The organism is Pseudomonas sp. GW460-LB5 (genome assembly GCF_059423245.1).
This window is the reverse complement of the sequence record NZ_JBWKXT010000037.1, coordinates 16,973-42,976: the sequence shown is the minus strand read 5'-3', so window position 1 is coordinate 42,976 and position 26,004 is coordinate 16,973. Positions and strand designations below refer to the sequence as shown.

20 protein-coding genes are annotated in these 26,004 nt (G+C 64.9%); 4 read left to right on the top strand and 16 right to left on the bottom strand.

The window, feature by feature from the left end:
* Window positions 1–20: 20 nt before the first annotated feature.
* On the bottom strand, window positions 21–809 hold the full coding sequence (locus AC07XM_RS20685) for a TatD family hydrolase (RefSeq protein ID WP_102689657.1): 789 nt from the start codon (window positions 807–809) through the stop codon (window positions 21–23).
* A 2-nt stretch (window positions 810–811) separates the two neighbouring features.
* Window positions 812–1,807 carry a catabolite repressor/activator gene (gene cra, locus AC07XM_RS20680; protein ID WP_024717667.1) on the bottom strand — a complete coding sequence of 332 codons (996 nt, stop codon included), beginning with the start codon at window positions 1,805–1,807 and terminating at the stop codon, window positions 812–814.
* Window positions 1,808–2,091: 284 nt separating this feature from the next.
* Here cra and ptsP point away from each other — a divergent pair, with 284 nt between their 5' ends.
* The 3 genes from ptsP to AC07XM_RS20665 are packed head-to-tail and all read left to right on the top strand — an operon-like array spanning window position 2,092 to window position 7,628.
* Window positions 2,092–4,944: a phosphoenolpyruvate--protein phosphotransferase gene (ptsP, locus tag AC07XM_RS20675; RefSeq protein WP_102689656.1), complete on the top strand. Its 2,853-nt coding sequence runs from the start codon at window positions 2,092–2,094 to the stop codon at window positions 4,942–4,944.
* On the top strand, window positions 4,945–5,892 hold the full coding sequence (gene pfkB, locus AC07XM_RS20670; protein ID WP_016484920.1) for a 1-phosphofructokinase: 948 nt from the start codon (window positions 4,945–4,947) through the stop codon (window positions 5,890–5,892).
* The gene (locus AC07XM_RS20665; protein WP_102689655.1) at window positions 5,889–7,628 is read left to right on the top strand and encodes a PTS fructose-like transporter subunit IIB; all 1,740 of its coding nucleotides are present in this window, start codon (window positions 5,889–5,891) and stop codon (window positions 7,626–7,628) included. The genes pfkB and AC07XM_RS20665 overlap by 4 nt, the downstream gene beginning before the upstream one ends.
* Before the next feature lie 122 nt (window positions 7,629–7,750).
* On the opposite strand, the gene AC07XM_RS20660 is transcribed toward AC07XM_RS20665, so the two are convergent.
* Complete coding sequence (locus tag AC07XM_RS20660; RefSeq protein WP_016484922.1) at window positions 7,751–7,972, bottom strand: DUF3820 family protein; 222 nt, start codon at window positions 7,970–7,972, stop codon at window positions 7,751–7,753.
* A 201-nt stretch (window positions 7,973–8,173) separates the two neighbouring features.
* Between AC07XM_RS20660 and AC07XM_RS20655 the strand changes: the two genes are divergently transcribed.
* Window positions 8,174–8,650 carry a ferritin-like domain-containing protein gene (locus AC07XM_RS20655; RefSeq protein WP_016484923.1) on the top strand — a complete coding sequence of 159 codons (477 nt, stop codon included), beginning with the start codon at window positions 8,174–8,176 and terminating at the stop codon, window positions 8,648–8,650.
* Here AC07XM_RS20655 and AC07XM_RS20650 read toward each other — a convergent pair.
* The 13 genes from AC07XM_RS20650 to AC07XM_RS20590 all read right to left on the bottom strand — a co-directional run bounded on the left by AC07XM_RS20650 (window position 8,647) and on the right by AC07XM_RS20590 (window position 26,002).
* Window positions 8,647–10,137, bottom strand: a complete 1,491-nt coding sequence (locus tag AC07XM_RS20650) for a sensor domain-containing diguanylate cyclase (protein ID WP_016484924.1) — start codon at window positions 10,135–10,137, stop codon at window positions 8,647–8,649. The two genes, AC07XM_RS20655 and AC07XM_RS20650, sit on opposite strands and share 4 nt — an antisense overlap.
* A 223-nt stretch (window positions 10,138–10,360) precedes the next feature.
* Window positions 10,361–11,695: an OprD family porin gene (locus AC07XM_RS20645; RefSeq protein WP_016484925.1), complete on the bottom strand. Its 1,335-nt coding sequence runs from the start codon at window positions 11,693–11,695 to the stop codon at window positions 10,361–10,363.
* 206 nt (window positions 11,696–11,901) lie between these two features.
* Window positions 11,902–12,126, bottom strand: a complete 225-nt coding sequence (locus AC07XM_RS20640) for a hypothetical protein (RefSeq protein ID WP_023047986.1) — start codon at window positions 12,124–12,126, stop codon at window positions 11,902–11,904.
* A 287-nt stretch (window positions 12,127–12,413) separates the two neighbouring features.
* A complete protein-coding gene (locus tag AC07XM_RS20635; protein WP_016484927.1) occupies window positions 12,414–13,817 on the bottom strand; it encodes a heavy metal sensor histidine kinase in 1,404 nt (467 codons plus the stop codon).
* The gene (locus AC07XM_RS20630) at window positions 13,792–14,466 is read right to left on the bottom strand and encodes a heavy metal response regulator transcription factor (protein ID WP_012270545.1); all 675 of its coding nucleotides are present in this window, start codon (window positions 14,464–14,466) and stop codon (window positions 13,792–13,794) included. The genes AC07XM_RS20635 and AC07XM_RS20630 overlap by 26 nt, the downstream gene beginning before the upstream one ends.
* Window positions 14,467–14,475: 9 nt before the next feature.
* On the bottom strand, window positions 14,476–17,568 hold the full coding sequence (locus tag AC07XM_RS20625; RefSeq protein WP_060517664.1) for a multidrug efflux RND transporter permease subunit: 3,093 nt from the start codon (window positions 17,566–17,568) through the stop codon (window positions 14,476–14,478).
* Complete coding sequence (locus tag AC07XM_RS20620; protein WP_016484929.1) at window positions 17,565–18,728, bottom strand: efflux RND transporter periplasmic adaptor subunit; 1,164 nt, start codon at window positions 18,726–18,728, stop codon at window positions 17,565–17,567. The genes AC07XM_RS20625 and AC07XM_RS20620 overlap by 4 nt, the downstream gene beginning before the upstream one ends.
* A gap of 256 nt (window positions 18,729–18,984) precedes the next feature.
* Window positions 18,985–19,719 carry a YkgJ family cysteine cluster protein gene (locus tag AC07XM_RS20615; protein ID WP_095115839.1) on the bottom strand — a complete coding sequence of 245 codons (735 nt, stop codon included), beginning with the start codon at window positions 19,717–19,719 and terminating at the stop codon, window positions 18,985–18,987.
* Window positions 19,716–20,027 carry a hypothetical protein gene (locus AC07XM_RS20610; RefSeq protein ID WP_016484931.1) on the bottom strand — a complete coding sequence of 104 codons (312 nt, stop codon included), beginning with the start codon at window positions 20,025–20,027 and terminating at the stop codon, window positions 19,716–19,718. The genes AC07XM_RS20615 and AC07XM_RS20610 overlap by 4 nt, the downstream gene beginning before the upstream one ends.
* Before the next feature lie 88 nt (window positions 20,028–20,115).
* Window positions 20,116–21,015, bottom strand: a complete 900-nt coding sequence (locus AC07XM_RS20605; RefSeq protein WP_016484932.1) for a chemotaxis protein — start codon at window positions 21,013–21,015, stop codon at window positions 20,116–20,118.
* A 204-nt stretch (window positions 21,016–21,219) separates the two neighbouring features.
* Complete coding sequence (locus AC07XM_RS20600) at window positions 21,220–22,404, bottom strand: HlyD family type I secretion periplasmic adaptor subunit (RefSeq protein WP_016484933.1); 1,185 nt, start codon at window positions 22,402–22,404, stop codon at window positions 21,220–21,222.
* Window positions 22,401–24,569 (bottom strand): type I secretion system permease/ATPase, encoded by a 2,169-nt coding sequence (locus AC07XM_RS20595; RefSeq protein WP_016484934.1) that lies wholly within the window; start codon window positions 24,567–24,569, stop codon window positions 22,401–22,403. The genes AC07XM_RS20600 and AC07XM_RS20595 overlap by 4 nt, the downstream gene beginning before the upstream one ends.
* Window positions 24,566–26,002, bottom strand: a complete 1,437-nt coding sequence (locus tag AC07XM_RS20590) for a TolC family outer membrane protein (RefSeq protein WP_016484935.1) — start codon at window positions 26,000–26,002, stop codon at window positions 24,566–24,568. Before AC07XM_RS20590 ends, AC07XM_RS20595 begins: the two co-directional genes overlap by 4 nt.
* Window positions 26,003–26,004: the final 2 nt, after the last annotated feature.

The window sequence follows — 26,004 nt, the reverse complement described above, 5'->3', positions numbered from 1 at the left end:
CGATCTGCCAGGCGCAGCAACTACAAAGGCGAGCACCAGCCAAACAATTCGCAAGCATTGCGGCTACTGGCCTGCGCCAGCGCCTCTACATCCACTCCCATCACCAGGGCCAGCGCCCCGGCAATGTCCGGCAGATGCTCCGGGCTGTTCCGTTGCCCCGCATACATCACCGGCGCCATATCCGGCGCATCGGTCTCCAGCACTACACTCTCCAGTGGCAGCCGCGCCAGCGTCTTGCGCAGCCGCAGCGCCTGTGGCCAGGTGCCGGCACCGCCAAGCCCAAGCCGAAATCCCAGCTTGATATATTCACGCGCCTCTTCGTAACTGCCGGCAAACGCATGAATCACTCCCGCCCGCGCCGGCCTGTAGCGCTTGAGCGTGGCGATCACCTGGGCATGGCTGCGGCGCACGTGCAACAGCGCGGGCAGCTCGAAGTCGCAGGCCATGTGCAGTTGCGCTTCGAACAGGTCCTGTTGGCGCGTTTTGTCCAGGTCTTCGAGATAGTAGTCCAGGCCAAACTCACCCACGGCGCAGAGCCGTGGGTCGCCGTGCAGGCGTTCCAGCCATTCGCGCAATTGCGTCAAATGCTCCGGGCGATGCTGGTCGAGGTACACCGGGTGCAGGCCCAGTGCCGCGAACAGGCGCTGATCGGCGCAGGCCAGGTCCCACACCCGTTGGAAATTTGCCTGGTAAACCCCCAGCACCACCATCCGTTCCACCCCGCGCGCCGCCGCGTTGGCCAACAGGCGCGGGCGATCGGCGTCGAACTCGGGGAAGTCCAGGTGGGTGTGGGTGTCGATCAGGCGCATGCTCAGGCCGCCGTGATGCGCTGCTTGAAGGTGCGGCCGACAGCATGCACGCCAGGTTCGTAGCGTTTTTCCTCGATTGCGGCCAGCGCCAGCTCCAGCGCAGTGGCGGCAATCAGGCCATGCTGCTGCGCCATGGCATTGACCGGTAGCGGCAGGAAGTCGAGCAACTGGTTGTCGCCAAAGGTGCCCAACTGCAGCTGGCGCGAGTCGGCAGGGCGCGCCTGCAATGTGTCGAACACCCCTTGCAGCAGCACGTACGAGGTGGTCACCAGGGCATCCGGCAGGCCGCCCAGGTCATTGATAAGCTGTTGCATCAGGCGCTGGCCGCACTCACGGCTGAATGCCTCGCCCTGGTAGCGACGCACATCACCGGCATAGCCTTGCAGGGCTTCGTCGAACCCGCCGGCACGTGCCTGGCTGACCGACAGCTCGGGGCGTGCGCCAATCAGGGCAATGCTGCGCGGGGCTGCGCTGAGCAGGCTGGCGGCCAGTTGGCGGCTGGCATCGCGGTCATCGCTGATAACCGAGCAGAAGTGCGCAGGGTCCAGGCGGCGGTCGATGGCTATCACCGGCAGGCCTTTGTCCTGCATTTCGCGGTAGCTGTCGTCTTCCGGCGGCAGGCAGCTGGCGACGAACAGGGCATCACAACGGCGCGCGCGGAACAGTTGCTGCAACTGGCGCTCGCTGTCGGGCTGGTCATCGCTGCTGGCGATAAGCAGCTGATAGCCACGGGCGCGGGCACCTTGTTCCAGCTGCTTGGCGATGCGGGCGTAGCTGGGGTTCTCCAGATCCGGGAGAATGAAGCCCAGGGTGCGCGTGTGCCGGCTGCGCAGGCCCGCAGCCTGCGGGTTGGGGGTAAAGCCGTGGGCTTCAACCACCGCGCGTACCCGTTCTACAGTGCTGTTACTGATGCGTTGCTGTTCAGCCTTGCCGTTGATGACGTAGCTGGCAGTGGTCACGGACACACCGGCCAGGCGGGCGATATCGCTGAGTTTCACCGAATTTTCCTTGTTATTTCCGGGGCTGGCTGTGAGGCCGGACCGGGTATTCTGACCCGGTACTGGCGCCATGCGCAGACGACCATTGTCGCAATTGTCCGACAGGATGGGGCTTTTTACCGGGCAGATTATCGAGTAACGTGGCCGCCTGGTCAGGTTAAACGTTTCAGCTGCCGAATTTTCTGCCTCGGCTGCCATCTGTGCAAGGCTGTTGAACTGGCCCTTCATGTGAATTTCACAACAATACTCCAGTACCCGACCGGGAACTGCAAAAGGAGAAGGTCATGCTCGAACTCGCCAAGGAGCAGATAGCCATGGGCCAGACGGCCGCCGACAAGGCCGAGGCGTTGCGCCTGCTGGCGGACCGGCTGGTCGCTGATGGCCTGGTCGCACAGGGGTACTTGCAAGGGCTGCAGGACCGCGAGGGGCAAGGCTCCACCTTCCTTGGCCAGGGCATCGCCATTCCCCATGGCACCCCGCAAACCCGTGACCTGGTTTATGCCACCGGCGTGCGCCTGCTGCAGTTTCCCGAGGGCGTAGACTGGGGCGATGGGCAAATGGTCTACCTGGCCATCGGTATCGCCGCCCGTTCCGACGAACACCTGCGCTTGCTGCAGCTGCTGACCCGCGCCTTGGGCGAAACCGACCTGGCCGAAGCGCTGCGCCGGGCCAGTTCCGCCGAAGCGCTGCTCAAGCTGCTGCAAGGCGCGCCACAGGAGCTGGCACTGGATGCACAACTGGTCGGCCTGAACCTGCCGGCTGAAGACTTTGACGAACTGGCCTGGCGCGGCGCCCGCCTGTTGCAGCGTGCCGACTGCGTCGACAGTGGTTTTGCCGCGGTGCTGCAGCAGGCCGAGCCGCTGCCGCTGGGCGAGGGCCTGTGGTGGCTGCACAGCGAGCGCCAGGTGCGCCAGCCGGGCCTGGCCTTCGTTACTCCACAGCAGCCCCTGCGTTATCGCGACCAGCCGCTCAATGGCCTGTTCTGCCTGGCCAGCCTTGGCGCCGCTCACCAGGCCCTGCTTGAGCGCCTGTGCGAAGTGCTGATCGAAGGCCGCGGGCAGATGCTCTATCAGGCCACCAGCAGCCGAGCTGTGCTGGCAGTGCTGGGGGGCGAGGCGCCGGCGGATTGGCCCAGCGCGCGCGTCGTGCTGGCCAACCCACATGGCTTGCATGCCCGCCCGGCCAAGGTGCTGGCGCAACTGGCCAAAGGCTTCGACGGGGAAATCCGTGTACGCCTGGTCGACAGCGCGCAGCCGGCGGTGTCGGTGAAGAGCCTGAGCAAGCTGCTCAGCCTTGGCGCCCGTCGTGGCCAGCTCCTGGAACTGGTGGCCGAGCCGGGTATTGCCGCCGACGCCTTGCCGGTGCTGTTGGCTGCCATTGAACAGGGCCTGGGTGAAGAGGTAGAGCCGCTGCCGCAGAGCATGGAGCCCATTGCCAGTGTTGCGGCCCAGGTGCTGCAAGCCCCCGCCGCCGGTAGCCGTGTTCAGGGCGTGGGCGCTGCGCCCGGCATTGCCAGTGGACCTGCCCATGTGTGTGTCGAGCGCGAGTTCGACTACCCACTGCGCGGCGAATCCTGCGCCCAGGAACGGCAAAAGTTGCACCAGGCTTTGGCAACGGTGGCCAGCGAGCTTCAGGCGCTGGTCCAGCGCAGCGACAAGGCCATTGGCGAGATATTCGTCACGCATCAGGAAATGCTCGCCGACCCGGCCTTGACCGATGATGTCGAGCAGCGCCTTGCCCAGGGGGAGAGCGCTGCGGCAGCGTGGATGGCTGTGATCGAGGCCGCGGCGCGCCAGCAAGAGGCGTTGCACGATGCCCTGCTGGCCGAGCGCGCCGCTGACTTGCGCGATGTTGGCCGCCGCGTGCTGGCGCAGTTGTGCGGTGTCCAGGCCCAGGCTGAGCCCGAACAACCCTACGTACTGGTGATGACCGAAGTCGGCCCGTCCGATGTTGCCCGGCTGGACCCAGGCCGGGTCGCCGGTATCGTCACTGCTCAGGGTGGCGCCACTGCACACAGCGCCATTGTCGCCCGTGCCTTGGGCATCCCGGCTGTGGTGGGTGCGGGGGCGGCGATCTTGCTGTTGGAAGCAGGCACACCGTTACTGCTTGATGGCCAACGCGGCGTGGTCAGCGTGGCACCGCCGGAGGATGAATTGCAGCGCGCCCTGGCCGAGCGAGATGCGCGCGAACAGCGTTTGCAGGCCGCCTGGGCCAACCGTTTTGAACCGGCCGTCACCCGCGATGGCCACGCCGTGGAGGTGTTCGCCAACATCGGTGAGAGCAGCGGTATCGCCAAGGTGGTGGAGCAGGGCGCCGAAGGTGTCGGCTTGCTGCGCACCGAACTGATTTTCATGGCCCACCCCCAGGCCCCGGACGTTTCCACCCAGGAGGCTGAGTACCGTCGCGTGCTCGATGGCCTGGACGGACGACCGCTGGTGGTGCGCACCCTCGATGTCGGCGGCGACAAGCCGCTGCCGTACTGGCCGATTACCGCTGAGGAAAACCCGTTCCTCGGCGTGCGTGGCGTACGCCTGACCTTGCAACGGCCGCAAGTGATGGAGGACCAGCTGCGCGCCTTGCTCAGGGCTGCCGACCAGCGCCCGCTGCGCATCATGTTCCCCATGGTGGGCCAGGTGCATGAGTGGCGCGAGGCGCGGGCCATGGTCGAGCGCCTGCGGGCAGAAATTCCCGTGGCCGACCTGCAGCTGGGCATCATGGTCGAGGTGCCTTCGGCGGCCCTGTTGGCTGGGCAACTGGCGCGCGAAGTGGACTTCTTCAGTATCGGCACCAACGACCTGACCCAATACACCCTGGCCATCGACCGTGGCCACCCCAGCCTTTCGGCCCAGGCCGACGGCCTGCACCCGGCAGTATTGAGCCTGATCGACATGACCGTGCGCGCCGCCCATGCCCACGGCAAGTGGGTGGGCGTATGCGGTGAGCTGGCGGCAGATCCGCAGGCGGTGCCTGTGCTGCTCGGGCTGGACGTGGACGAACTCAGCGTGTCTGCGCGCAGCATTGCCGAAGTCAAGGCCCTGGTTCGCCAGGCCGATCATCAGACGGCCCGCGCCCTGGCGCGAGAGGCCCTGCAACAAGACAGCGCCGCAGCGGTTCGCGCGCTGGTGGAGCGTTACTGAATGGCCAAGATCCTTACCCTCACCCTGAACCCGGCGCTGGATATCACCATCGGCCTTGATACCCTGCGCCCGGGGCAGGTCAACCGCAGCCATGCACAACAGAGCCACGCGGCGGGCAAAGGGCTGAACGTTGCCCAGGTACTGGCCGACCTGGGGCACCGCGTGACCGTTGGCGGTTTCCTCGGGCGCGATAACCTGCAGCCGTTTGAATCGTTGATTGAATGGCGTGGCTTTACCGACTGCTTTGTTCGCGTCCCCGGCGAAACCCGCAGCAACATCAAGCTGGTAGAAGCCGATGGCCGCGTGACTGACATCAATGGCCAAGGCCCCGAGGTCGACGAAGCGGCATGCATTGCCTTGATGCAGCGGCTGGAGCAGGTCGCCCCGGGGCACGATGCCGTGGTGGTGGCGGGCAGCCTGCCGCGAGGGATCAGCGCCGACTGGTTCCGCCAGTTGCTTGACCAGTTGAAGGCCCTTGGCCTCAAGGTGGCGCTGGACAGCAGCGGCGAAGCCCTGCGCGCCGGCCTGCAAAGCGCGCCCTGGCTGGTCAAACCCAATACCGAAGAACTTGGCGAAGTGCTTGGCCAGGCCGTGGATAACCCGGCGCAGCAACGCGTCGCCGCCGAGCAGTTGCTGGCCAGCGGCGTGGAACACGTGGTGGTGTCTGCCGGCGAGCAGGGCGTCAGCTGGTTCGCCCGCGACCTGGCCCTGCATGCCTGCCCGCCCACCGTGCGGGTTGCCAGTACAGTGGGGGCGGGGGATTCGTTGGTGGCTGGCATGGTCCATGGCCTGCTGCAGGGCGAGGCGCCTGCGCAGACCTTGATCCGCGCCACCGCGATTGCCGCCCAGGCCGTCACCCAGGTTGGCTTCGGCATCCATGACCGTGAGCAACTGACGTGTCTGGAAGCTGCCGTGCAACTGACAGAACAACAAGAGGGTTGCCGATGAACATTGCCATTGTCACCGCCTGCCCCAACGGCCAGGTGTCGAGCGTGCTGAGCGCGCGCTTGCTGTCTGCCGCTGCCCAGCGGCGCGGCTGGAGCACCAGTGTAGAAGTGCAGGATGCCGGGCACCCCGAACGGCAACTGAGTGCCGCGCAGATCGCCGAGGCCGACTGGGTGCTGGTGGTCAGCACCGGCCCGGTGGACCTGGCCCGCTTCGTCAGCAAGCGGGTTTACCAGAGCACGCCCGCCCAGGCACTGGCCGACCGCGAGGGCTTCCTCGATGAAGCGGCGGCCAACGCCCAACCGCTGTTGGCCGCAGCAGGTGCGCCGCCCGAGGTTGGCAGCACGGGCGCACGCATTGTCGCGGTCACCGCCTGCCCGACGGGCGTCGCGCACACGTTCATGGCGGCGGAGGCCTTGCAGCAAGCCGCGCAACTAATGGGATATCAGCTCACGGTCGAGACCCAAGGCTCGGTCGGTGCGCGTAACCCGTTGTCTGCCCAGGCCATTGCTGAAGCGGATGTGGTGCTGCTAGCTGCTGACATTGAAGTGCCGACCGCGCGGTTTGCCGGCAAGCGCATCTACCGATGCGGCACCGGCATTGCACTCAAGCAGGCACGTGCCACCCTGGACAAGGCCCTGGCCGAAGCCAAGGTGGAAAACAGCGCCGATGCCGCAGCGGTTGCTACCACGGCGAAGGGTGAAAAGACCGGTGTGTACAAGCACCTGCTCACCGGCGTGTCGTTCATGCTGCCCATGGTGGTGGCTGGCGGCCTGCTGATTGCGCTGTCGTTCGTGTTCGGTATTGAGGCCTACAAACAGCCGGGCACCTTGCCGGCTGCGTTGATGCAGATAGGCGGTGAGGCGGCGTTCAAGCTTATGGTGCCGCTGCTGGCCGGCTATATCGCCTGGTCCATCGCCGACCGCCCGGGGCTTGCGCCGGGCATGATCGGTGGCCTGCTGGCCAGTACCTTGGGGGCCGGCTTCATCGGTGGCATTGTCGCCGGCTTCATTGCCGGTTACAGCGCCAAGGCCATTGCCCGCTGGGCACGCTTGCCCAGCAGCCTGGAAGCGCTCAAGCCGATCTTGATCATTCCGCTGCTGGCCAGCCTGGTCACCGGCCTGGTGATGATCTACGTGGTCGGCCAGCCGGTGGCAGCCATGCTCGAAGGCCTCACGCACTTCCTCGACAGCATGGGCACCACCAATGCCATTCTGCTGGGGCTGTTGCTGGGCGGCATGATGTGTGTCGACCTGGGCGGGCCGATCAACAAGGCCGCCTACGCCTTCTCGGTGGGGCTGCTGGCATCGTCGAGCTACGCGCCGATGGCGGCGACCATGGCTGCTGGCATGGTGCCGCCGATCGGCCTGGGTATCGCCACCTTCCTGGCCCGGCGCAAGTTCGCCCAGAGTGAGCGCGAGGCGGGCAAGGCCGCATTGGCCCTGGGGCTTTGTTTCATTTCCGAAGGGGCTATTCCGTTTGCTGCCAATGACCCGCTGCGGGTGATCCCCGCCAGCGTGGCCGGCGGTGCGCTGACCGGGGCATTGTCGATGTACTTCGGTTGCAAGCTGATGGCGCCGCACGGCGGCTTGTTCGTGCTGTTGATCCCCAATGCCATTAACCATGCGTTGCTGTATTTGCTGGCGATCGTGGCGGGTAGCCTGCTGACGGCGGTGGTGTATGCCGTGATCAAGAAGAGCGAGCAGGTAGAGCTGGCCGTGACGCCAGTGAAAGGCTAGAGCTTTTGGTTGGCCCCGCTGGCCCTAATCGCCGGCAAGCCAGCTCCTACAGGGATAGCGCAGATTTTGAGGCCTGCGTGATCCTGTGGGAGCTGGCTTGCCGGCGATAGGGCCGTCGCAGGTCAACGCCCATGCTTGTTGCGCAACGGTACCAGCAGATCCCCCAGCCCGTTGTGGTCGATTTCATGCATCAACGCCAGCAACCCGCCCAGCTCACCCGTGGGGAAACCCTTGCGCGCAAACCACGCCAGGTAGTCCCCCGGCAGGTCGGCAATGATGCGCCCTTGGTACTTGCCGAACGGCATGCTGCGGGTCACCAGCAATTCGAGCATTTCCGGCTTCATCTTCGGTGCGCCTTGAGTGGAAAAGTGCCGACCATACTGCAATCTGCACGAAGCCCCAAGCGGCGATCATGCAGAACGCCGGTATCAGCCATTCTTGAATATTAGATAAGTAATTGAAAAACAAAGGATTTATTTTACTCGAAAGCATGGCACGAACGCTGCAACTCTGTAGATGACTATCACCTGCCAAGGAGTTCGACCATGAGCAACCCCAACAAAGACGTGATTGACGTACTCAACGACCTGATCGAATACAGCAAGGATGGCGAGAAAGGATTCAAAGCCTCGGCCGATGATGTGAAGAATCCCGAGCTCAAAGCGTTCTTCGTTCAGCGTGCCGGTGAATGCGCCAACGCTGCCGGCGAACTGCAAAGCGAAGTGCGCCGGCTGGGCGGCGACCCGGAAACATCCACCAGCATCAGCGGCGACTTGCATCGCGGCTGGGTGAACCTGAAGTCGCTGGTCACCGGCAAGGACGAAGAAGCGGTGCTGAACGAGGTCGAACGCGGTGAAGACCACGCCCTCAAAGCCTACAAGGAAGCCCGCGAGAAGCTGGTAAAGCTGGGCCGCAGCGCCAGTGACATGACCTATGGACTGGTGGAAAAACAGCTGCAAGGCGTGCAGCGCAACCATGACCAGGTCAAAGCCCTGCGCAACGCCGCCCGCGCCCGCTCTTAAGCGTCGGGCCCCTCTACCCGGTTGCGGCCCTTGGCCTTGGCCCGGTAGAGGGCTTCGTCCGCAGCGCCCAGCACACTGCTCAGTTCGTGCTGGGTGCCGGACAGGCCGATGCCGATGCTCACTGTTACCGCGTGGGCGTCATCGGCAAAAGGTGCCAGCGCTTCTACACTTGTACGAATGCGCTCGGCCAGCAGCCGCGCGCCGGCCAGATCGGTTTCCGGCAGCACCACCTGAAACTCCTCCCCACCATAACGAGCAGCCAGATCTGCCGGCCGGCGGATGCTCGCCTCGATGGTCTTGGCTACCTCCCGCAACGCGTGGTCGCCACCGGCATGTCCATGACGCTGGTTGAACGCCTTGAAATGGTCCACATCCACCATCAGTACCGCCAGCGGCTTGCCATTGCGCTGCGCACGCGCCCACTCCTGGCGCAGCACCTGGTCCAGACGGCGACGGTTGGCCAGGCCGGTCAGGCTATCAGTGGCGGCCAATGTTGCCAGACCTTGTTCGGCCTCTTGGCGGCGACGCAGTTCGCGGCCCAGGAGCAGGGTCAGCCAGAGGATGCCCACGCACAGCACGCCCGTGGCGACGCTGACCAGAACCGCAGTGCGGCGCCAGGACTGGAACACCTCGTCGGCCGAGTGCACCACCAGCACGATCAGTGGCAGCTGCGCGACCCGGGCGAAGGTATAGATCTGCGGATTGCCGTTGCTGCCAGAGCGGGCAGTGAAGTTACCGCTCTGTTCGCTGAGAATGCGCTTGAAGTTGGGCCGCTCGGCATAGTTGGAACCGATCAGCGGGTCTTGCGGGCGTGAGGGCTGACGGGCGAGGAGCTGCCCGTCGGTATTGAACAGGTTGATGCTGCTGTCGGCGCCGATGTCCAGGCGCTGGAACAGCTCACTGAAATACGACAGGCGCAATGCGCCTGCTGCCAGTCCGGCAAACTCGCCATCGGGGCCGGAGATACGCCGGCTGAAGCTGATACACCAGTCCAGGTCGCCGAGCTTGGCCTTGAATGGCGGGCCTACCAGCAAGCCCAGATTGGCGTTGGCCTGGTGTGCCTTGAACACCCCGGTTTCGCCAAAGTTGGCCTTGCGCGGCACACTGCTGGTGGAGTCGCCCACCACATTGCCTTGCTTGTCCAGCCACAGCACGTCGCCGCGTTTGCGGTCGACGAAGGCTTCATTGAACAGCAGGCGTTGGCGCAGCGGGCCGGGTATTTCCGGCAGCTCCTTGCGCCCGACGGCCCAGATCAGGCCCTGCAGTGACTGGTCGTAGAGTTCGGCGTTGCGCAGGATGTCGCTTTCGATCAGCTGGACAATGTTGCTTGACGAGCGAATGGCTGACAGCTCGACGCTGTCACGTTCACGCGCCAGCAGGAAGCTGACGATGGCCACGATGGCGAGCACGGCAAGGCAACTGCCCAGGTTGAGGGCCAGCTCGGGGTGCGACCTGAGAAATGCGAAACGCGGTAATCGGGTGGGCATGCTCGCTACTGCGTGGGCAGGGCCATTCGCGGCGGCGATATTCTAGGGAAGCAGTGATTGTCGGACAAGATTTGTCCGACGGAATCACGTCTGGGGCTGCTGCGCAGCCCTTTGCCGGCAAGCCAGCTCCCACAGGTACAGCATCAGGCTTAGCGGTTATGCAGTACCTGTGGGAGCTGGCTTGCCGGCGATCGAGGGCGCAGCCCTCGCTAGCGGTCCTGGATCAGAACACGTTCAGTGGGTAGTCGACGATCACCCGCACTTCATCGTTGTCGCTGTTGCTGTCGATCGACGCATACCCCTGGCTGCCACGGTGAGTGGCATAGCGCACCAGTACCGACAGGTCCTTCAGGTCACCCTCCTGGAACACGTACTTTACGTCCAGGTCACGTTCCCAGTGCATGGCGTTCTTGCCATCTTCACGGTAGTAGTCGTAGTGGCTGGTGTCCTGGGTGGCTTTGGTCAGGTCGGCCTCGCCGCGCGAGTACGACAGCGAGGTGGTCAGGCCAGGCACGCCGACACCGGCGAAATCATAGTCGTACTGCAGCTTCCACGAGCGCTCGTTTGGCGCGTTGAAGTCCGAGTACATGCGCGAGTTGTCCAGATACACGCTGTCGCCCAGGTTGATGTAGTCGAATGGCGTGTTGCCATTGACCCGTTGGTAGGCGGCGGTGACGCTGTGGAAGCCCGCATTGACGGTGAAGTGCACGCTGTAGGTGTTGTTGTCGATCTTGCCCAGCAGGGCCTGGCCGGTGTCCTGCGTGTGGTAGAAGTGCACGCCCGGGTTCAGGCTGACCAAGTCGTTGACCACGTAGGTGTAGTCGAAGTCCGCGTAGTACTGGTTCCAGATGTCCTTCAGCTCGGCGGCGTAAAGGTTGCTGGTGATGTTCTCGGTACCGCTCCATGACGCGCCGGCCCAGTTCAGGTGCTTGCTCTTGTCGTGCTCGTCCAGCGAACCGTAGTAGGTGTCGATGCGGCGGTGGCCGCTCTGGTTGTACGGGTGGGTAAAGCTCACCTGGCCGCCTTCGAGCAGCAGGCCGTCGATGCTGGTGTTGGTCAGGCTCACACCACGGAATGTCTGCGGCAGCATGCGGGTTTCGCCGCCCGCGATCACCGGGTTGGTGAGGAACAGGTCACCGGCTTTCAGCTCGGTGTCGAATGCCTTGAGCTTGACCGCAGCACCGGCAGTGGAGAACGAATGCGGGGCAGCGCCCAGCTCACCGTCGTCCTTGATGTGCTCGGGCAGGATGCTGGTGCCGGCATGGCCGCCACCGCCGTCCAACTTGAGGCCCAGCATGGCGTGGGCATCCAGGCCGAAGCCGATTACGCCTGGGGTGTAGCCCGACTCGAAGCGCGCAACCGCGCCCTGGCCCCACTCGCGGGTGTCACGCACGCCAGCGTTGTGGTTGTCGCGGTTGAAGTAGGCATTACGAAAGTGCAGGTTGAAGGACGACCCTTCAATGAAGCCATCAGCCTTGTCTTCATCTGCCTGGGCGGCGACAGGGATCGTTGCAGTCAACGCAATGAACAGCGGGGTAAAGCGAAACGCGGAAGGCACCGGTACTAGCTCCTTTGGTCTGACGGTGGGGCAGTTTTTATTTTTGAATGTGCGTCTTTTTTTTTAGGTAGATGTTACAGCCGGGCTGAGGTTTAAAGCACATAAAAAAAGCCGCTGATCGGCAGCGGCTTTAAAAGGCTAACATATCGGCACCGGTGGTGCCCATGGTGTAGCCAAGGGAAATCGGGAGCAGCAACAGCGCTTGATCAGCTGTCGGCATTGGCATCGACAGAAACTTTGGAAGCGGTCTGTTCTGGGGATTTGGCGGCTTCTGCCTTGTTTGCTGCTACAGCGTCGCGGGCCTCTTGATGGACGGCGGCGAGCTCTGCATTACGGGTGACGAAAGCGCTGGATTCTTCGGCCATGGCCAGGGGCGACAACAACAGGGAAGACAGAACGAAGACGCTGGCAATACCCATACTGTTGGACATTTGAAACTACCTTCTTGCGGTGCAAGTGCTAATGAGGACGGGGGTAAAGTTAGTCCTTTCAGTGCACTTGAAACAGAGCGAAGTGCGATAAGCACTGTTGCGCAAAAGGTAACGATCCAAGAAAAAGCAATAGGACTTTGGCCGCAAACTCCCGCGCTAGAGAGCCTGCGCGGTCCTTGTAGGAGCGGCCTTGCGCCGCGAATGGGCTGCGCAGCAGCCCCGGCAATCTTGGCCCTGCCAAAACGTCTGGGGCCGCTTCGCGACCCTTTCGCGGCACAAGGCCGCTCCTACACAGAGCGCGCAGGCCTCAAGGTCGGCAACTGGATACCAAAGGTATTGAGCCCGGCCCCACTGCGCACAAACACTTCCCCCCCATGCATCAGCGCAATCGCCTTGACGATCGCCAACCCCAGCCCATGGTTGCCCCCACCGCTGTTGCTGCGCGCCGCATCCACGCGGTAGAAGCGTTCGAACAGCAACGGCAGGTGTTCATCGTCAATCGCCGGCCCCGGGTTGCTCACGGCAATGCTGACCTGCTCGGGCCCGGCATCGATCTGCACCTGGATCACCTGGTGCGGCGCGGTGTGCTGCACGGCGTTGTTCAGCAGGTTGATCAGCGCCCGGCGTAACTGGGCCTTTTCGATGGGCGCCTGGGCGTCGCCGATCACGCTCACGCTGACCTGGGCGTCTTCGAGGATGTAGTCCAGGTAGTCGAGGGTGGTTGCCACTTCTTCGGCCAGCGAGGCCTGGGTGAGGGCGGTGGCCTTGCTGCCTTGGTCGGCGCTGGCCAGAAACAGCATGTCGTTGATGATGCTGCGCAGGCGCTCCAGCTCTTCCAGGTTTGATTGCAGCACTTCGAAGTAATGCTCGGCACTGCGGCCACGGGTAAGCGCTACCTGGGTCTGGCCGATCAGGTTGGTCAGCGGCGAGCGCAGTTCGTGGGCGACGTCGGCGTTGAAGGCTTCCAGCCGTGAGTAGGCCTGGCTGACCCGGTCGAGGGCGGCGTTGAAGGCGCCGGCGAACTGTGCCAGTTCCGGGGCCAGGGCGTGGGTTTGCAAACGCCCATCCAGGCGTGGCGGGGCCAGGGCCTGGGCCTCGTTGGACAACGCCAGCAGCGGGCGCAGGCCAATGCGCGCGACCCAGTACCCCAGCATTGAAGCCAGCAGCACGCCAAGCACCGCCAGCCCGACAATCGCCAGCAGCAGGCTGTGCTGGGCCTGCCAGAACGTTTCGGTGTCGATGCCAATCAAAAAGCGCAGCGGTGGCCGCTCGCCCAGGCCCGGTAGCTCGCTGACCAGCACCTTGTAAGGGTAGGGCCGGTCGGGCAGGCGCAGGTCGCGCATACCCTGCGGGCCTTCGGCAAAGGCACGGACCAGCTCGCTGGGGTGGCCGTATTCGTAGGCCGGGTTGCTGCTGACTACCCAGAAGCGGATGCGCTTGTCTTCTTCGCTGAGCAGGTTGAGCTTGTTGTTGATCTTGGCCCAGTGTTCCTGTGTGCCGAAGCGGTTGAGGGTAGATTCGAGCACGCTGAAGCGCGCATCCAGTTCCGCCTGCGGCAGCAGGTCCAGGCTGCGGTCGACCTGGCGGTACAGCGCCGAGCCGATCAGCAGGAACACGCCCAGCGCCACCAGGATGAACAGCGCCGACAGGCGCAGGGCGATGGAATTACCCCGCGCGGTTTTCCAGGACATAGCCCATGCCTCGGATGGTGTGCAGCAGCTTGTTGTCGAAGGGCCCGTCGAGCTTGGCGCGCAGGCGTTTGATTGCCACTTCCACGACGTTGGCGTCGCTGTCGAAGTTGATGTCCCAGACCAGTTCGGCAATCGCCGTTTTCGACAGGATTTCACCCTGCCGCCGGGCCAGCACGCTGAGCAGCGAGAACTCTTTGGCCGTCAGGTCCAGGCGCTGCCCGGCGCGTGTGGCCTTGCGGGCCATCAAGTCGATCCACAGGTCTGCCACCTGCACCTGCAACGGTTCATGGCTGCTGCTGCGCCGGGTCAGGGCCTGCAGGCGGGCGACCAGTTCAAGGAACGAGAACGGCTTGCCCAGATAGTCGTCGGCGCCCTCACGCAAGCCATGAATGCGGTCTTCGACCCGTTCACGGGCGGTCAGCATGATCACCGGCGTCTGCTTGCGTGCGCGCAAGGCGCGCAGCACGCCATAGCCGTCCAGGCCAGGCAGCATCACATCCAGCACGATCACCGCGTAGTCGCCCTCCAGGGCCAGGTGCAGGCCATCGATACCGTCCCGTGCCAGGTCAACGGTAAAGCCCTGTTCGCTCAGGCCGCGATGCAGGTAGTCGGCGGTTTTTTCTTCGTCTTCGATGATCAGCACACGCATGGTCTTGTCCTAACTGGCACTTGGCGCTGCCGCGCGGGCAGCCTGGCGGCGATGGAACAGGCGCTCCAGGGCCAAGTATATGACCGGGGTGGTAAACAGCGTCAGGGCCTGGCTCACCAGCAGGCCACCCACCACGGCGATGCCCAGTGGCTGGCGCAGCTCGGCGCCGGTGCCAAAGCCGAACATCAGCGGCACCGCGCCCAGTAGCGCGGCCAGGGTAGTCATGATGATCGGACGGAAGCGCACCAGGCATGCCTGGCGTATCGCCTGTTCGGGTGTCATGCCGTGGTGGCGCTGGGCTTCGAGGGCAAAGTCGATGAGCAGGATGCCGTTCTTCTTGACGATGCCGATCAGCAGTACCACGCCGATCAGCCCCATGATGCTGAAGTCTTGGCCGCTGGCCCACAGCAGGATGATCGCGCCCAGGCCTGCGGAGGGCAGGGTGGAGATGATGGTCAGCGGGTGAACGAAGCTCTCGTAGAGCACACCGAGGATGATGTAAACCGCCACCAGCGCGGCGAGGATCAGGTAGGGCTGGCTCGACAGCGAGCTCTGGAACGCCTGGGCGGCGCCCTGGAAGTTGCCGGTGATCGAGTCGGGCATGCCCAGCTCGCGCTGCGCACGCTCCAGGATCTGCACCGCATCGCCCAAGGCCACGCCGGGCGCCAGGTTGAACGACAGGTTGGCGGCCGGGAACAGGCCGTCGTGGCTGATCGACAGCGGCCCGGTGCTTGGCGCGGCGACATGCGCCAGGGCCGACAGCGGCACCATCTCGTTGGTCAGCGGTGAGCGCAAGTAGAAGAAGTTGAGGCTTTCAGCCTTGCCGCGCTGTTGCGCGTCCAGTTCGAGGATGACCTTGTACTGGTTGGTCTCGGTCTGAAATTCGCTGATCTGGCGCTGGCCGAAGGCATCGTACAGGGCCTGGTCGACGTCGGTGGTGGTCAGGCCGAAACGCGCCGCGGCCTGGCGGTCGATATCGATGCGGGTGACGCTGGCGCCCAGTTGCAGGTCGTTGGACAGGTCACGCAGCGCCGGGTTTTCCCGCAGGCGGTCGGTAAGGCGCTGGGTCCACAGGTTGAGCGCGACGCCGTCGTTGCTCTTGAGCACGTATTGGTACTGGGTGCGTGACGGGCCGGAGCTGAGGTTGATGTCCTGGCCGGCGCGCATGTACAGGACGATGCCCGGCACCTGGGCGAGTTTCGGGCGAATCCGGTCGATCCATTCGCTGGCCGAGACATCGCGCTCGCCGCGGGGCTTGAGCGAGATCCAGAAACGGCCGTTGGCGATGGTCTGGTTGCTGCCAGTCACCCCCACCGAGTGCGAATAGGCGCGCACTGCCGGGTCGTCACCGATGATTTTCGCCAGCGCCAGGTGCTTGTCGATCATCGACGGGTAGGACACGTCCGCAGCTGCCTCGGTGGTACCGAGAATGAAGCCGGTGTCCTGCAGTGGGAAGAAGCCTTTGGGGATGCCCACGTAGCCGGCCACGGCCAGCGCCAGGGTAATGCCGAACACCCCCAGGGTGATCCGCCGGTGGGCCAGCGCGCGGTCCAGGCCTTTTTCGTACCAACCCAGCAGGCGCTGGCCGAAACCGCCCTGGTGGTCGCCGGGTGGGCGGCGCATGAACAGCGCCGAAAGGGTGGGGGCCAGGGTCAGCGATACCACCACCGAGATCAAAATGGTGGCCGTGGCGGTCAGGGCGAACTCCTTGAACAGCCGGCCCACCACACCGCCCATGAACAGCAGCGGAATGAACGCGGCGATCAGCGAGAAACTGATCGACACCACGGTAAAGCCGATCTCGCCGGCGCCTTTGAGCGCAGCGGTGCGGCTATCGTCGCCGGCTTCCAGATGGCGATGAATGTTCTCCACCACAACGATGGCATCATCGACCACGAAGCCGACGGCAATGACGATGGCCACCAAGGTCAGGTTGTTGAGGCTGAAGCCGAACACGTACATCAGCGCGCACGTGGCGATCAGCGAGACGCCGAGCACGCTGGAGACGATGAAGGTGGCCGACCACTGACGCAGGAACAGCGCCATCACCCCAATCACCAGCGCCACGGCGATCATCAGGGTCAGCTCGACCTCGTGCAGCGAACTGCGGATGGTCTGGGTGCGGTCCTGCAGCACCGACACTTCAACCGAGGCCGGCAGCATCTCTTGCAAGCGCGGCAAGGCGTCGAGCACCCGGTCCACGGTGTCGACGATATTGGCGCCAGGCTGGCGGAAGATCACCAGATTCAGCCCCGGTTGGTTGCCTGACCAGGCACTTACATAGGCGTTCTCGGCACCATTGATTACCTTGGCCACGTCCTTCAGGTGCACCGGGGCGCCATTGCGGTAGCTGACGATCAGCTGCGCATAGTCTTCGGGGTGGAACAGCTGGTCGTTGGCGGCGATGGTCGACACGCTGTGCTCGCCGTACAGCGCGCCTTTGGCCAGGTTCAGGCTGGTCTGCTGGATAGCCAGGCGCACGTCGGCCAGGGTCAGGCCGATGGCCGCGAGTTTCTCGGGTTGTGCCTGCACCCGTATGGCCGGGCGCAGCTGGCCGGTGATGTTGATCAGGCCGACCCCGTCGATCTGGCTGAGCTGGCGCGCCAAGAGGGTTTCGGCGTAGTCGCTGAGCTCGTTGCCGGGCATCTGTGCGGAGCTGACGGTGAGGATTACCACCGGGCTGTCGGCCGGGTTGACCTTGCGCCAGGTGGGCGGGCTGGGCAGGTCCTGGGGCAGGCGGGCGGTGGCCGTGTTGATCGCTGCCTGCACTTCCTGGGCGGCGGTGTCGATGTTCTTGTCCAGGGTGAACTGCAGGATCAGCGTGGTCGAGCCCAGCGCGCTGCTGCTGGTCATCTGGGTCATGCCGGGGATGGCGCTGAACTGCACCTCCAGCGGCGTGGCCACCGACGAGGCCATGGTTTCCGGGCTGGCACCGGGCAACTGGGCGGTGACCTGAATGGTCGGGAAGTCCGCTTCTGGCAAGGGTGCCACCGGCAGGCGCGGGAAGGCGATGGCGCCGAGCAGGACCAAGGCGAAGGTCAGCAGCAGGGTGGCGATAGGGTGGTCGATGCACCACGCCGAGACGCCATTGCGGGTGTTCATGGCTGGCTCCTGCGCTCGGCCATCTCGGCAGGCGGCGGGGCGTCAGGGGTGATCTCGACCCTGGAGCCGGGTTTGAGGCGCGATTGGCCATCGAGTACCAGCTGGTCGCCGGCCTTGACCCCGGCGACGATGTTCAGCGTGCTGTCCTGATACAGTACCTTGACCGGCACGTTGGTGACTTTGTCGCCGTCGACGCGGTAGACGAAGTGGCCATCGATGCTGCGTTGCACCACGGGGGGCGGCACCACCAGGGCGTCTTGGTCCATCGCCGTGCGCAGGCGCACGGTGACCAGTTGCCCCGGCCATAGCAGGCCGTCCTTGTTGTCGAACTCGGCCTTGACGCGCACCGTGCCGGTGTTGGCCGAAATCTGGTTGTCGATCAGGGCAAGGTGGCCTGCGCCGAGCAGGTTGCGCTCACCATCGGCATCCATGTAGGCCTCGACCAGCGCCGGCGTTTGCGCCTTGAGCAGGCCTTGCAGGGTTGGCAGCATCTGTTGCGGCAGCGAGAACTCCACAGCGATCGGGTCGATCTGGGTCACGCTGAACAGCCCCTGGGTGTCGCTGGTGCGCACCAGGTTGCCCGGGTCGATATTGCGGATGCCCACGCGCCCGGTTACCGGTGAGCGTATCTGTGTGTAGGAGAGTTGCACCTCGGCGTTGGCGATGGCCGCCTGGTTGCCCTTGACCGTGGCTTGCAGCTGGTTGACCAACGCCTGTTGCTGGTCGAGGGTTTGCTTGGACACGCCGTCATCGCTGCTGAGCAGGCGGTAACGCTTGAGGTCGACGCCGGCCACCTGGATCTGTGCCTGGCTTTGGCCGAGTTGTGCGCGGGCCTGATCGAGGCTGGCGCGGATGCTGCGGTCGTCGAGGGTAGCGAGCAGGTCACCTTCCTTGACCCATTGGCCTTCCTTGACCAGCACTTGGGTGAGTATCCCCTCGACCTGGGGCCGGACCTCGACGCTGTGCAGCGACAATACCGAGCCGATGGCGCTGGCATAGCGTGGCACGTCCTGCTGGGCGACGCTGACCACGCGCACCGGTACGGCGGTTTGCGCGCGGGCGGCCGGTGCGGGTTGGTGCTGGCTGAACCAGGTGCCTGCTACCACCAGGGCCAGGAGCGCCAGTGCGGCGAGGAAGGCAGAGCGGGACGGACGTCGCATCGGTGCGGGCACCTTGGCCAGGTGGGAGGGAAACGGTTGTCTGTACTCAATCTTATAGCCCCCGCACCGGGTCGGCAGCGTGACGGCTGGCTGACAGCGCTGTCAGTTTCACCGGGTGGCATGCGACAGGGGACCACTGTGGGAGCGGCCGTGCCCGCGAAGAAGACGACGCGGTGGATGGCACCGGCTGCGCCGGTGTTCGTGGGCACGCCCGCTCCCACAGGTTACCGTGGAATGCTTGCTGAAGTCGCTCAGGCTAAAAGCCTATGAAGGCGTAGTACACCGGGGTTTCGTGGGTAGTGCGCAAACCAAGCCCCTGCAAGCTCGCGACCAGCGGTTCATCCTGCACATGCAAGGTCCACTGTGCAGCGTCAGGTATGGGCTCCTGCGCCAGCGCCGTGGCAAACGCGCCCATGTCTGGCAGGTAGGCGGTAAAGCCATTGCCCTTGAGCGCACTGGTGGTCATGCCCAGCGCCTGGCACACCGCCACCTTGGCAGCTATGTCATCGCGGTCGGCTTGCCGTGACGCTTGCACCAGCGCTTGCAGTTCCGCATCGACCAGTTGCGTGCCGTGAATCAGTTCCGGCCCTTGCTGCCAGGCCTCCGGCGGGCAGTCCTTGCTGTCCGGGCGCAGCGGAATGTGCGGGTTGATTTCCACCGGGTAGATGCGACAGACCAGCGGGCGCTGTTCATAGATGGTGCACAGGTCGTCGTCGTCCAGGTTGCGGCAGCGCCCGGGGTTGAACGCGGCAAAGGTCACCGACACGCGTGCCTCACCGTCGCCGCAGGCCACCGGATACGAGCGGCGCAGCACATGTTCGCGCTGCTCAGGCGGCATGCCGGGGCCATCGGCCACGAAGGCTTCGATCAGCACTATCACCTGGCCGGCATCATCTGCCCAGCGGCGTGCCTCAGCCAGCGTCAGGGGCACGTGGTGCCCGGTGCAGCACTTGCCGCAGCCGGTACAACCGAATCGCAAGTTGTCGGTCACTTGGCTTCCGGGCTCCACTCGCTGATGAAGGCACGCTGGTGCTGGCGGTCGTACAGGCACAGCTCGGTGCCGGTGCGTTGCTGCATGTGCTTCTGCGGGTAGACGCCTTCGACCAGCAGGGCGCTCATGCCGACCTGGTCATCGAACTCGGCGGGCTTGCCGCGGGCGTGGGCATCCTTGAACTGGCTGGCGGCCAGGCAGGCCTTGAGCATCTGTTGGCGCTGCTCGTTCCAGGCCTGGCTGCTGGAGGCCTGGGCGATACCGCTGAGGAGGGCGCAGGTGATCAGGATAGAGCTGAAAAACTTCATACGCGATTCCGGCAATTTGCTTGCGAGGGGCGCGAATTATGCCCGACTCACCCCCGGCGGCAAGCCGGGGAGTTTGTCGCTTAATATATCAGTGCTCGGCAAACACCACGGTACGCGCGGCCACCACCAGACAATCGGTCAGCTCTGGCGAGGAGAACTTGGTGAGGATGGCGTTGGCCCCGGCCTGGGTTGCCTTCTCGCTGCTCATGGCACTGTCCAGCGAGGTGTGCAGCAGCACGTACAGGTGCTGGAAATCAGGGGTTTCGCGCAGGGTGCGGGTGAAGGCGTAGCCATCCATCTCGCTCATTTCGATGTCGGAGACGATGATGTTGATCTCCTGCGCGGTGCCTTGCAGCTCCAGCAACACGTTGATGGCATCTTTGGCGCTGCGCGCGGTGTGGCATTCGATGCCCAGGTTGCGCAGGGTGTGCACCGACTGCTGCAGGGCCACCAGGCTGTCGTCCACCACCAGGATGTTGGCGGCGGCCAGCAGGCTGGCGTCTTCTTCGCTCAAGGTGCCGTGTGCGGGTTCGGCCGGCGGTGGGGCGATGGAGTGGATGACTTTTTCGATGTCCAGCACCTGCACCAGGGTGTTGTCGACCCGGGTCACGCCGGTGATGAACGAGCGGTTGCCCGAAGCAAAGGGTGGCGGTTTGATGTCGGTGCTCAGGCAATGCACGATGCGGCTGACCGCCTGCACATGCAGGCCTTGGCGCGAGCGGCTGATTTCAGTGACGATCAGGCAGCCGCCTTGCGGGTCTTCCAGGGGCCGCTCGCCGATGGCGCGTGACAGGTCGATGACCGACAGCGAATGGCCACGCAGGGTCGCCACACCCTTCACGTTGGGGTGCGACTCCGGCAGCTTGGTCAGCGGCGGGCAGGGGATGATTTCGCTGACCTTGAGCAGGTTGATTGCCATCAACTTGCCGCTGCGCAGGGTGAACAGCAGCAGGGACAACGAGTCCGCGCGGGCATTTTGCGTGGCCATGGTGACCTTCGGTGGGGAACAGGGGATAACCGGTTATCGGCCCGTTTTGGTCGGGCTTTAGGCATTTTGCACAGAACCTGGGGATGCTTGGGACCCTGTGGGAGCGGGCATGCCCGCGAAGCGTGCGACGCGGTACATGGCACCGGCTCCGCCGGTGTTCGCGGGCATGCCCGCTCCCACAGGTGATGTGTGTAAACGCCTGGATCAGCGTTCGCGCAGTGCCTCCTTGGCCCGGTTCAGCGGCTTGATCAGGTAATCGAGGATGGTCTTCTCGCCGGTGCGGATATCCACCGTGGCAATCATCCCCGGCACGATCGCGAAGTGCTTGCCGGCCTTGTTCTGCAGGCTGTCCTGCTCGGTGCGGATGAACACCCTGTAGTAGTAGATTTCCGGTTTCACCTCATCCTGCAGGGTATCCGGCGAAATCCCCACCACCTTGCCATCCAGTCCGCCATACACCGAATAGTCATAGGCACTGATCTTGACCTTGGCCGCCTGGTCGGGGTGGATGAACGCGATATCGCGCGGGGCGATGCGGGTTTCGATCAGCAGGCGTTCGTCCATCGGCACGATCTTCATGACCTGGCCACCGGGCTGCACCACGCCGCCCAGGGTGTTGACCTCAATGTCCTTGACGATGCCACGCACCGGTGAGCGCAAGGTCAGGCGGGTAAGCGAGTCGCTGCGCCCGCGGACCACTTCTGACAGGCTGTCGGCCTCGGCGCTGGCTTTGGCCAGTTCTTCCCGGGCACGCACCAGGTAGTCGGAGCGGGCTTCGTTGGCCTTGAGCTCCAGCTCTGAACGCTGGCGGTTCAGGCGGATCACTTCGACCCGGCTGGAGGCGCCCATCTTTGCCAGGTTCTCGGTGATCTTCAGCTCGCTGCGCACCAGTTGCAGCGAGTCCTGGATACCCGCCAGGGTCTGCTCCAGGCCGCGGCGGCGGGTCTGGTACAGCGCGGTTTCGGCGTCGATCAGGTCGGGCGAGTCGCGCAGGCTGTCCGGGAAAGTCAGCGGCCTGCCAGTGACCTCTGCCTGCAAGCGGGCCTGGCTGGCCTTGGCAGCGCGGTACTTGGCTTCGCTCTCGCCGACACTGGAGGCGGTCTTGGTCGGGTCGAGCTGGGCCAGCACCTGTCCGCGCTCGACCAGGTCGCCTTCGGCCACGCTCATCTGCGCGACGATGCCGCCCTCGAACGACTGGATCACCTGCTCCCGCGAACTGGGGATCACCTTGCCGGTGCCGGTGGACACTTCGGTCACCTCGAACCAGGCGGCCCAGGCCAGGAACGCGGCCAGCATCAAGGCGCAAAGGGTAATGATGCGGCCGGCGCGAAACACTGCCTGGTCGTCCTGCCCATCCAGGTAGGAGGCCGGGAGTTCATGGTTGCTCATGCCTGGGCTCCCTGCAGTTTGGCCAGCGCGGCATCGCGGGTGTCATCGATGACGATGCGCCCGCCGTCCAGCACCAGGATGCGGTCGACCCGTTGCAACACGCTCAGGCGGTGGGTGGCGATCACCAGGGTGCGGCCCTGGCAGAAGCGTTCGAGGTTATCCAGCAGCTTGCGCTCGGTCATGTCGTCCAGCGACGCAGTCGGCTCGTCCAGCAGCAACACTTGCGGCTGGCGCACCAGCAGGCGCGACAGCACCAGGGCCTGGCGCTGGCCGCCCGACAAGCCCAGGCCGCCTTCCAGGATCAGATGGTCCATGCCCTTGGGCAGGCGGCGGACGAAGTCCAGCGCGCCCGTGGCAGCCAGTGCGGCCACCAGTTCCTGGTCGCTGGCCTGGCCGGCACCGAGGGTGAGGTTTTCCCGCAGGGTGCCGTGGAACAAGCGTGCGTATTGCGGCAGCAGGCCCACGTCACGGCGCAGGTCGGCAGGGTCGAGGTGGCCCATGGCGATGCCGTCCAGGCTGACCTCGCCTTGCACCAGGTCCATGGCCCCTCCCAGCGCTTGCAGCAGGGTCGACTTGCCGGCGCCGTTGCGCCCGAGCACGGCAATGCGCTCGCCCGGCTGGATATCCAGCTGGCCGATGTTCAGCACTGGCGGGGACTCCTCGCTGTAGCGGAAGTTGGCCTGGCGCAGGCGGTACTCGCCACGAATCGCCGGCAGGTGTACGCGGGCTTCGCCTTCGGGGTGGTCGACCGGTGACTGCATCAGCTTGTCCAGCCCTTGCAGGGCCACCTTGGCCTGCTGCCAGCGGGTCAGCACATGGGTCAGTTGCGCCAGCGGCGCCATCATCCGTGACGACAGCATCGACGCCGCCACCAGGCTACCGGTCGTAAGGTCGCCGGCGATGACCATCGGTGCGCCGACCACGATGACCACAGCAAACACCGCGCCTTGCACGTTCTGGGTCCAGGTCACCAGGCCGTTGGTGAGGGTGCGCAGGCGCAGGTTGGTATGGGCGCAGGCGGCGTTGTACTGGTTCCACTGCCGTTCGAAGCGTGCTTCGGCCTGCAGTGCCTTGATTTCGTCCAGGCCCTGGATGCTTTCTACCAGCATGGCGTTGCGCAGCGCCGACTCGCGCATGGAGGCATTGGCCAGCCGCGCCAGGCGCCGTTGGGCCAGTACCCCAGGCACCACCATGGCCAGCAATGCGACCAGCGGGATGAACACCAGCACGCCGCCGATCAGCCAGAACACGAACAGGAACAACAGGAAGAACGGCAGGTCGGCCAGCGCCGTGGCGGTGCTGGAAGTGATCAGGTCGCGGATCGATTCCAGCTCGCGCAGTTGCGAGATGAACGACCCGGTGGACTTAGGGCGCACCGAGTTGCGCAGGCGCAAGGCATGCCCGTAGACCAGGTCGCTCACCCGCAGGTCGGCGCGTTTGCCCAGCAGGTCGGTCACCTTCAGCCGCAGCAGGCGCATGCTGAAGTCGAACACCAGCGCCAGCACTACCCCCCCGAACAGCACGTACAGGGTGGGCAGCGACTCGGCCGGGATCACCCGGTCGTACACCTGCATCGAGAACAAAACCCCCGCGAGGGCCAAGACGTTGGCTACCAGCGAGGCGACCATCACCTGCCCATACGGGCGCAGGTCGCGCAGCACGATGCGGGCAAACCAGTGGCGGTCGTAGGGTGCGGTGTAGTCATCGGTGCGTACATCGCGCAGCGGCCGTGCCGGGCGCAGCAGCGCAACGCGGTTGATGCGGCCCTTGAGGCTGTCGCGGGGCAGGCGAGAGGTCAGGCCCTGGTCACCGGCAAACACCACCGCCAGGTCGTCCTCTTCGGTGACCGACTCGACCACCGCCAACTGGCCATCATCCAGTTCCAGTACCAGCGGTGTACGCCACTGTCGCAAGCCCTTGGCGTCGAAGCGCACGAAGCGCAGGGCCAGGCCGGCCTGGCGCGCCATGTGGCGAAGGATTTCATCCAGCGGGCGGGCGTCCTCGACGGCGGCCAGGCGAATACGCTGGGGCGACACGTCCAAGCGGTAGTGGTGCGCCACCTGCAGCATTACTTCCAGCCACGGTCCAAGGTCCGGTCGATGAGGCGCTTCGGCCGCGGGGGCAGTGGGCTGTTCAGGCAGGGTCACATTGATCGAATCGGTCATGGCTGGATCTCCACCCCTTGCAGGTTGCGCCCCTCAAGGCCAAAGGCCGTGCGCAGGGCGCCGGTGTTGTACAGGCAGTCGACATCCAGGCGCAGCAGGTCGGAGCGGGTGCCGGCGAGTTCGAAGCGTGACTGGTAGATCTCCTGCTCGGCGTTGAGCAGGTCGAGCAGGGGCCGCGTGCCCAGGTCCAGGTACTGGCGCCCGTAAAGCATGCGTGCTTCCTGAATGCTGACCTGGCGGGCTTCCAGCGAAGTCAGCCGGCGGCCTAGCCCGGAGGTTTGTGCCATGGCCTCGGCCAGGCCACGACGGGCTTGCAGGCGGGCCGCGTCTTCGGCGGAGTCGGCGGCGGTCAGGGCGTGGCCGGCAGCGCGGCTGCGGGCGCTGATGGCACCCCCTTGATAGATAGGTACCTCGACGTTCAGGTAGATGCCTGCCTGGGTGCGGTCCATCCGTGAGTTGTCGCGGTTGTAGTCGTTGTCCAGGTAGTGGTTGACCTGTGGTTGCAACGACAGTGTCGGGTAGGCCTCGGCCTTGGCCTGGGCCAGCTCGGCCTGGCCCTGGGCGCGCTGGGCCAGGGCCATGAGCACGGCAGGCAGGCGGTCATCGCCTTGCGAGGGCCGCTTGCAGGCCTGGTTCAGCGCTGCTGGCGAATCCTCGGCCAGCGCCGGTGGAGTGATGCGCCCCATCAGTGCCGCCAGGGTCGAGCGCCAGCGCTCGTACTGCGACTGGTATTCCTCCAGCGTGGCGCGGGCGCTTTCCACACGGGACTCGGCCTGCACCACGTCGGAACGGGTGCTGGCGCCCATGTCGCTGCGTTGGCGGGCCATGCCGGCAATGTCACCGACCCCGCGAATCTGGTCGCGGGCGATGGTCATCAGTTGCTCGTAGCGGCGGGTTTCGATCCAGGCATAAGCCGTGTCGCGGGCCAGGTCGTCGACCACCAGCAGGATATTGGCCTGGGCGCGGGCGGCAGCAGCCTGCGCCGCGCTGACGGCGCTGTCGACCTTGCCGAAGTCGTAGAGCATCTGCTTGAGCGACAGGTTCAGCGCCTGGCTGTTGCGGTCGCCGCCATAACCGGTGTCATAACCGGTGCGGATACCGCCGGAAATCTGCGGGTAATACCCGGCGCGGGCGACGTTGATGCCTTCGCCCTGCTTATAGAGGTTGCCGATGGCCTCGGCGATGCTGGGGTGCCATTGAGCGGCCTGCAGCACCGCGTCGGTCAGCCCCAGCCGCTCGCCACTGGCGACCGGGGCCATGCCGGTGGCGGGGCGTGCGGGCACTGCTTCGGGCGCATCGCGTAGCAGCGATGGCCCGATCTGGCGCAGTTGGGGGTCTATGTCATCGGCTGCCAGGGCAACCGGGTGGAAGTTCAGGGCCAGGAGCCCGAAGGCTCCCAGCAACAGCGGTGACAGCGGACTGCTTCGCTTCACAT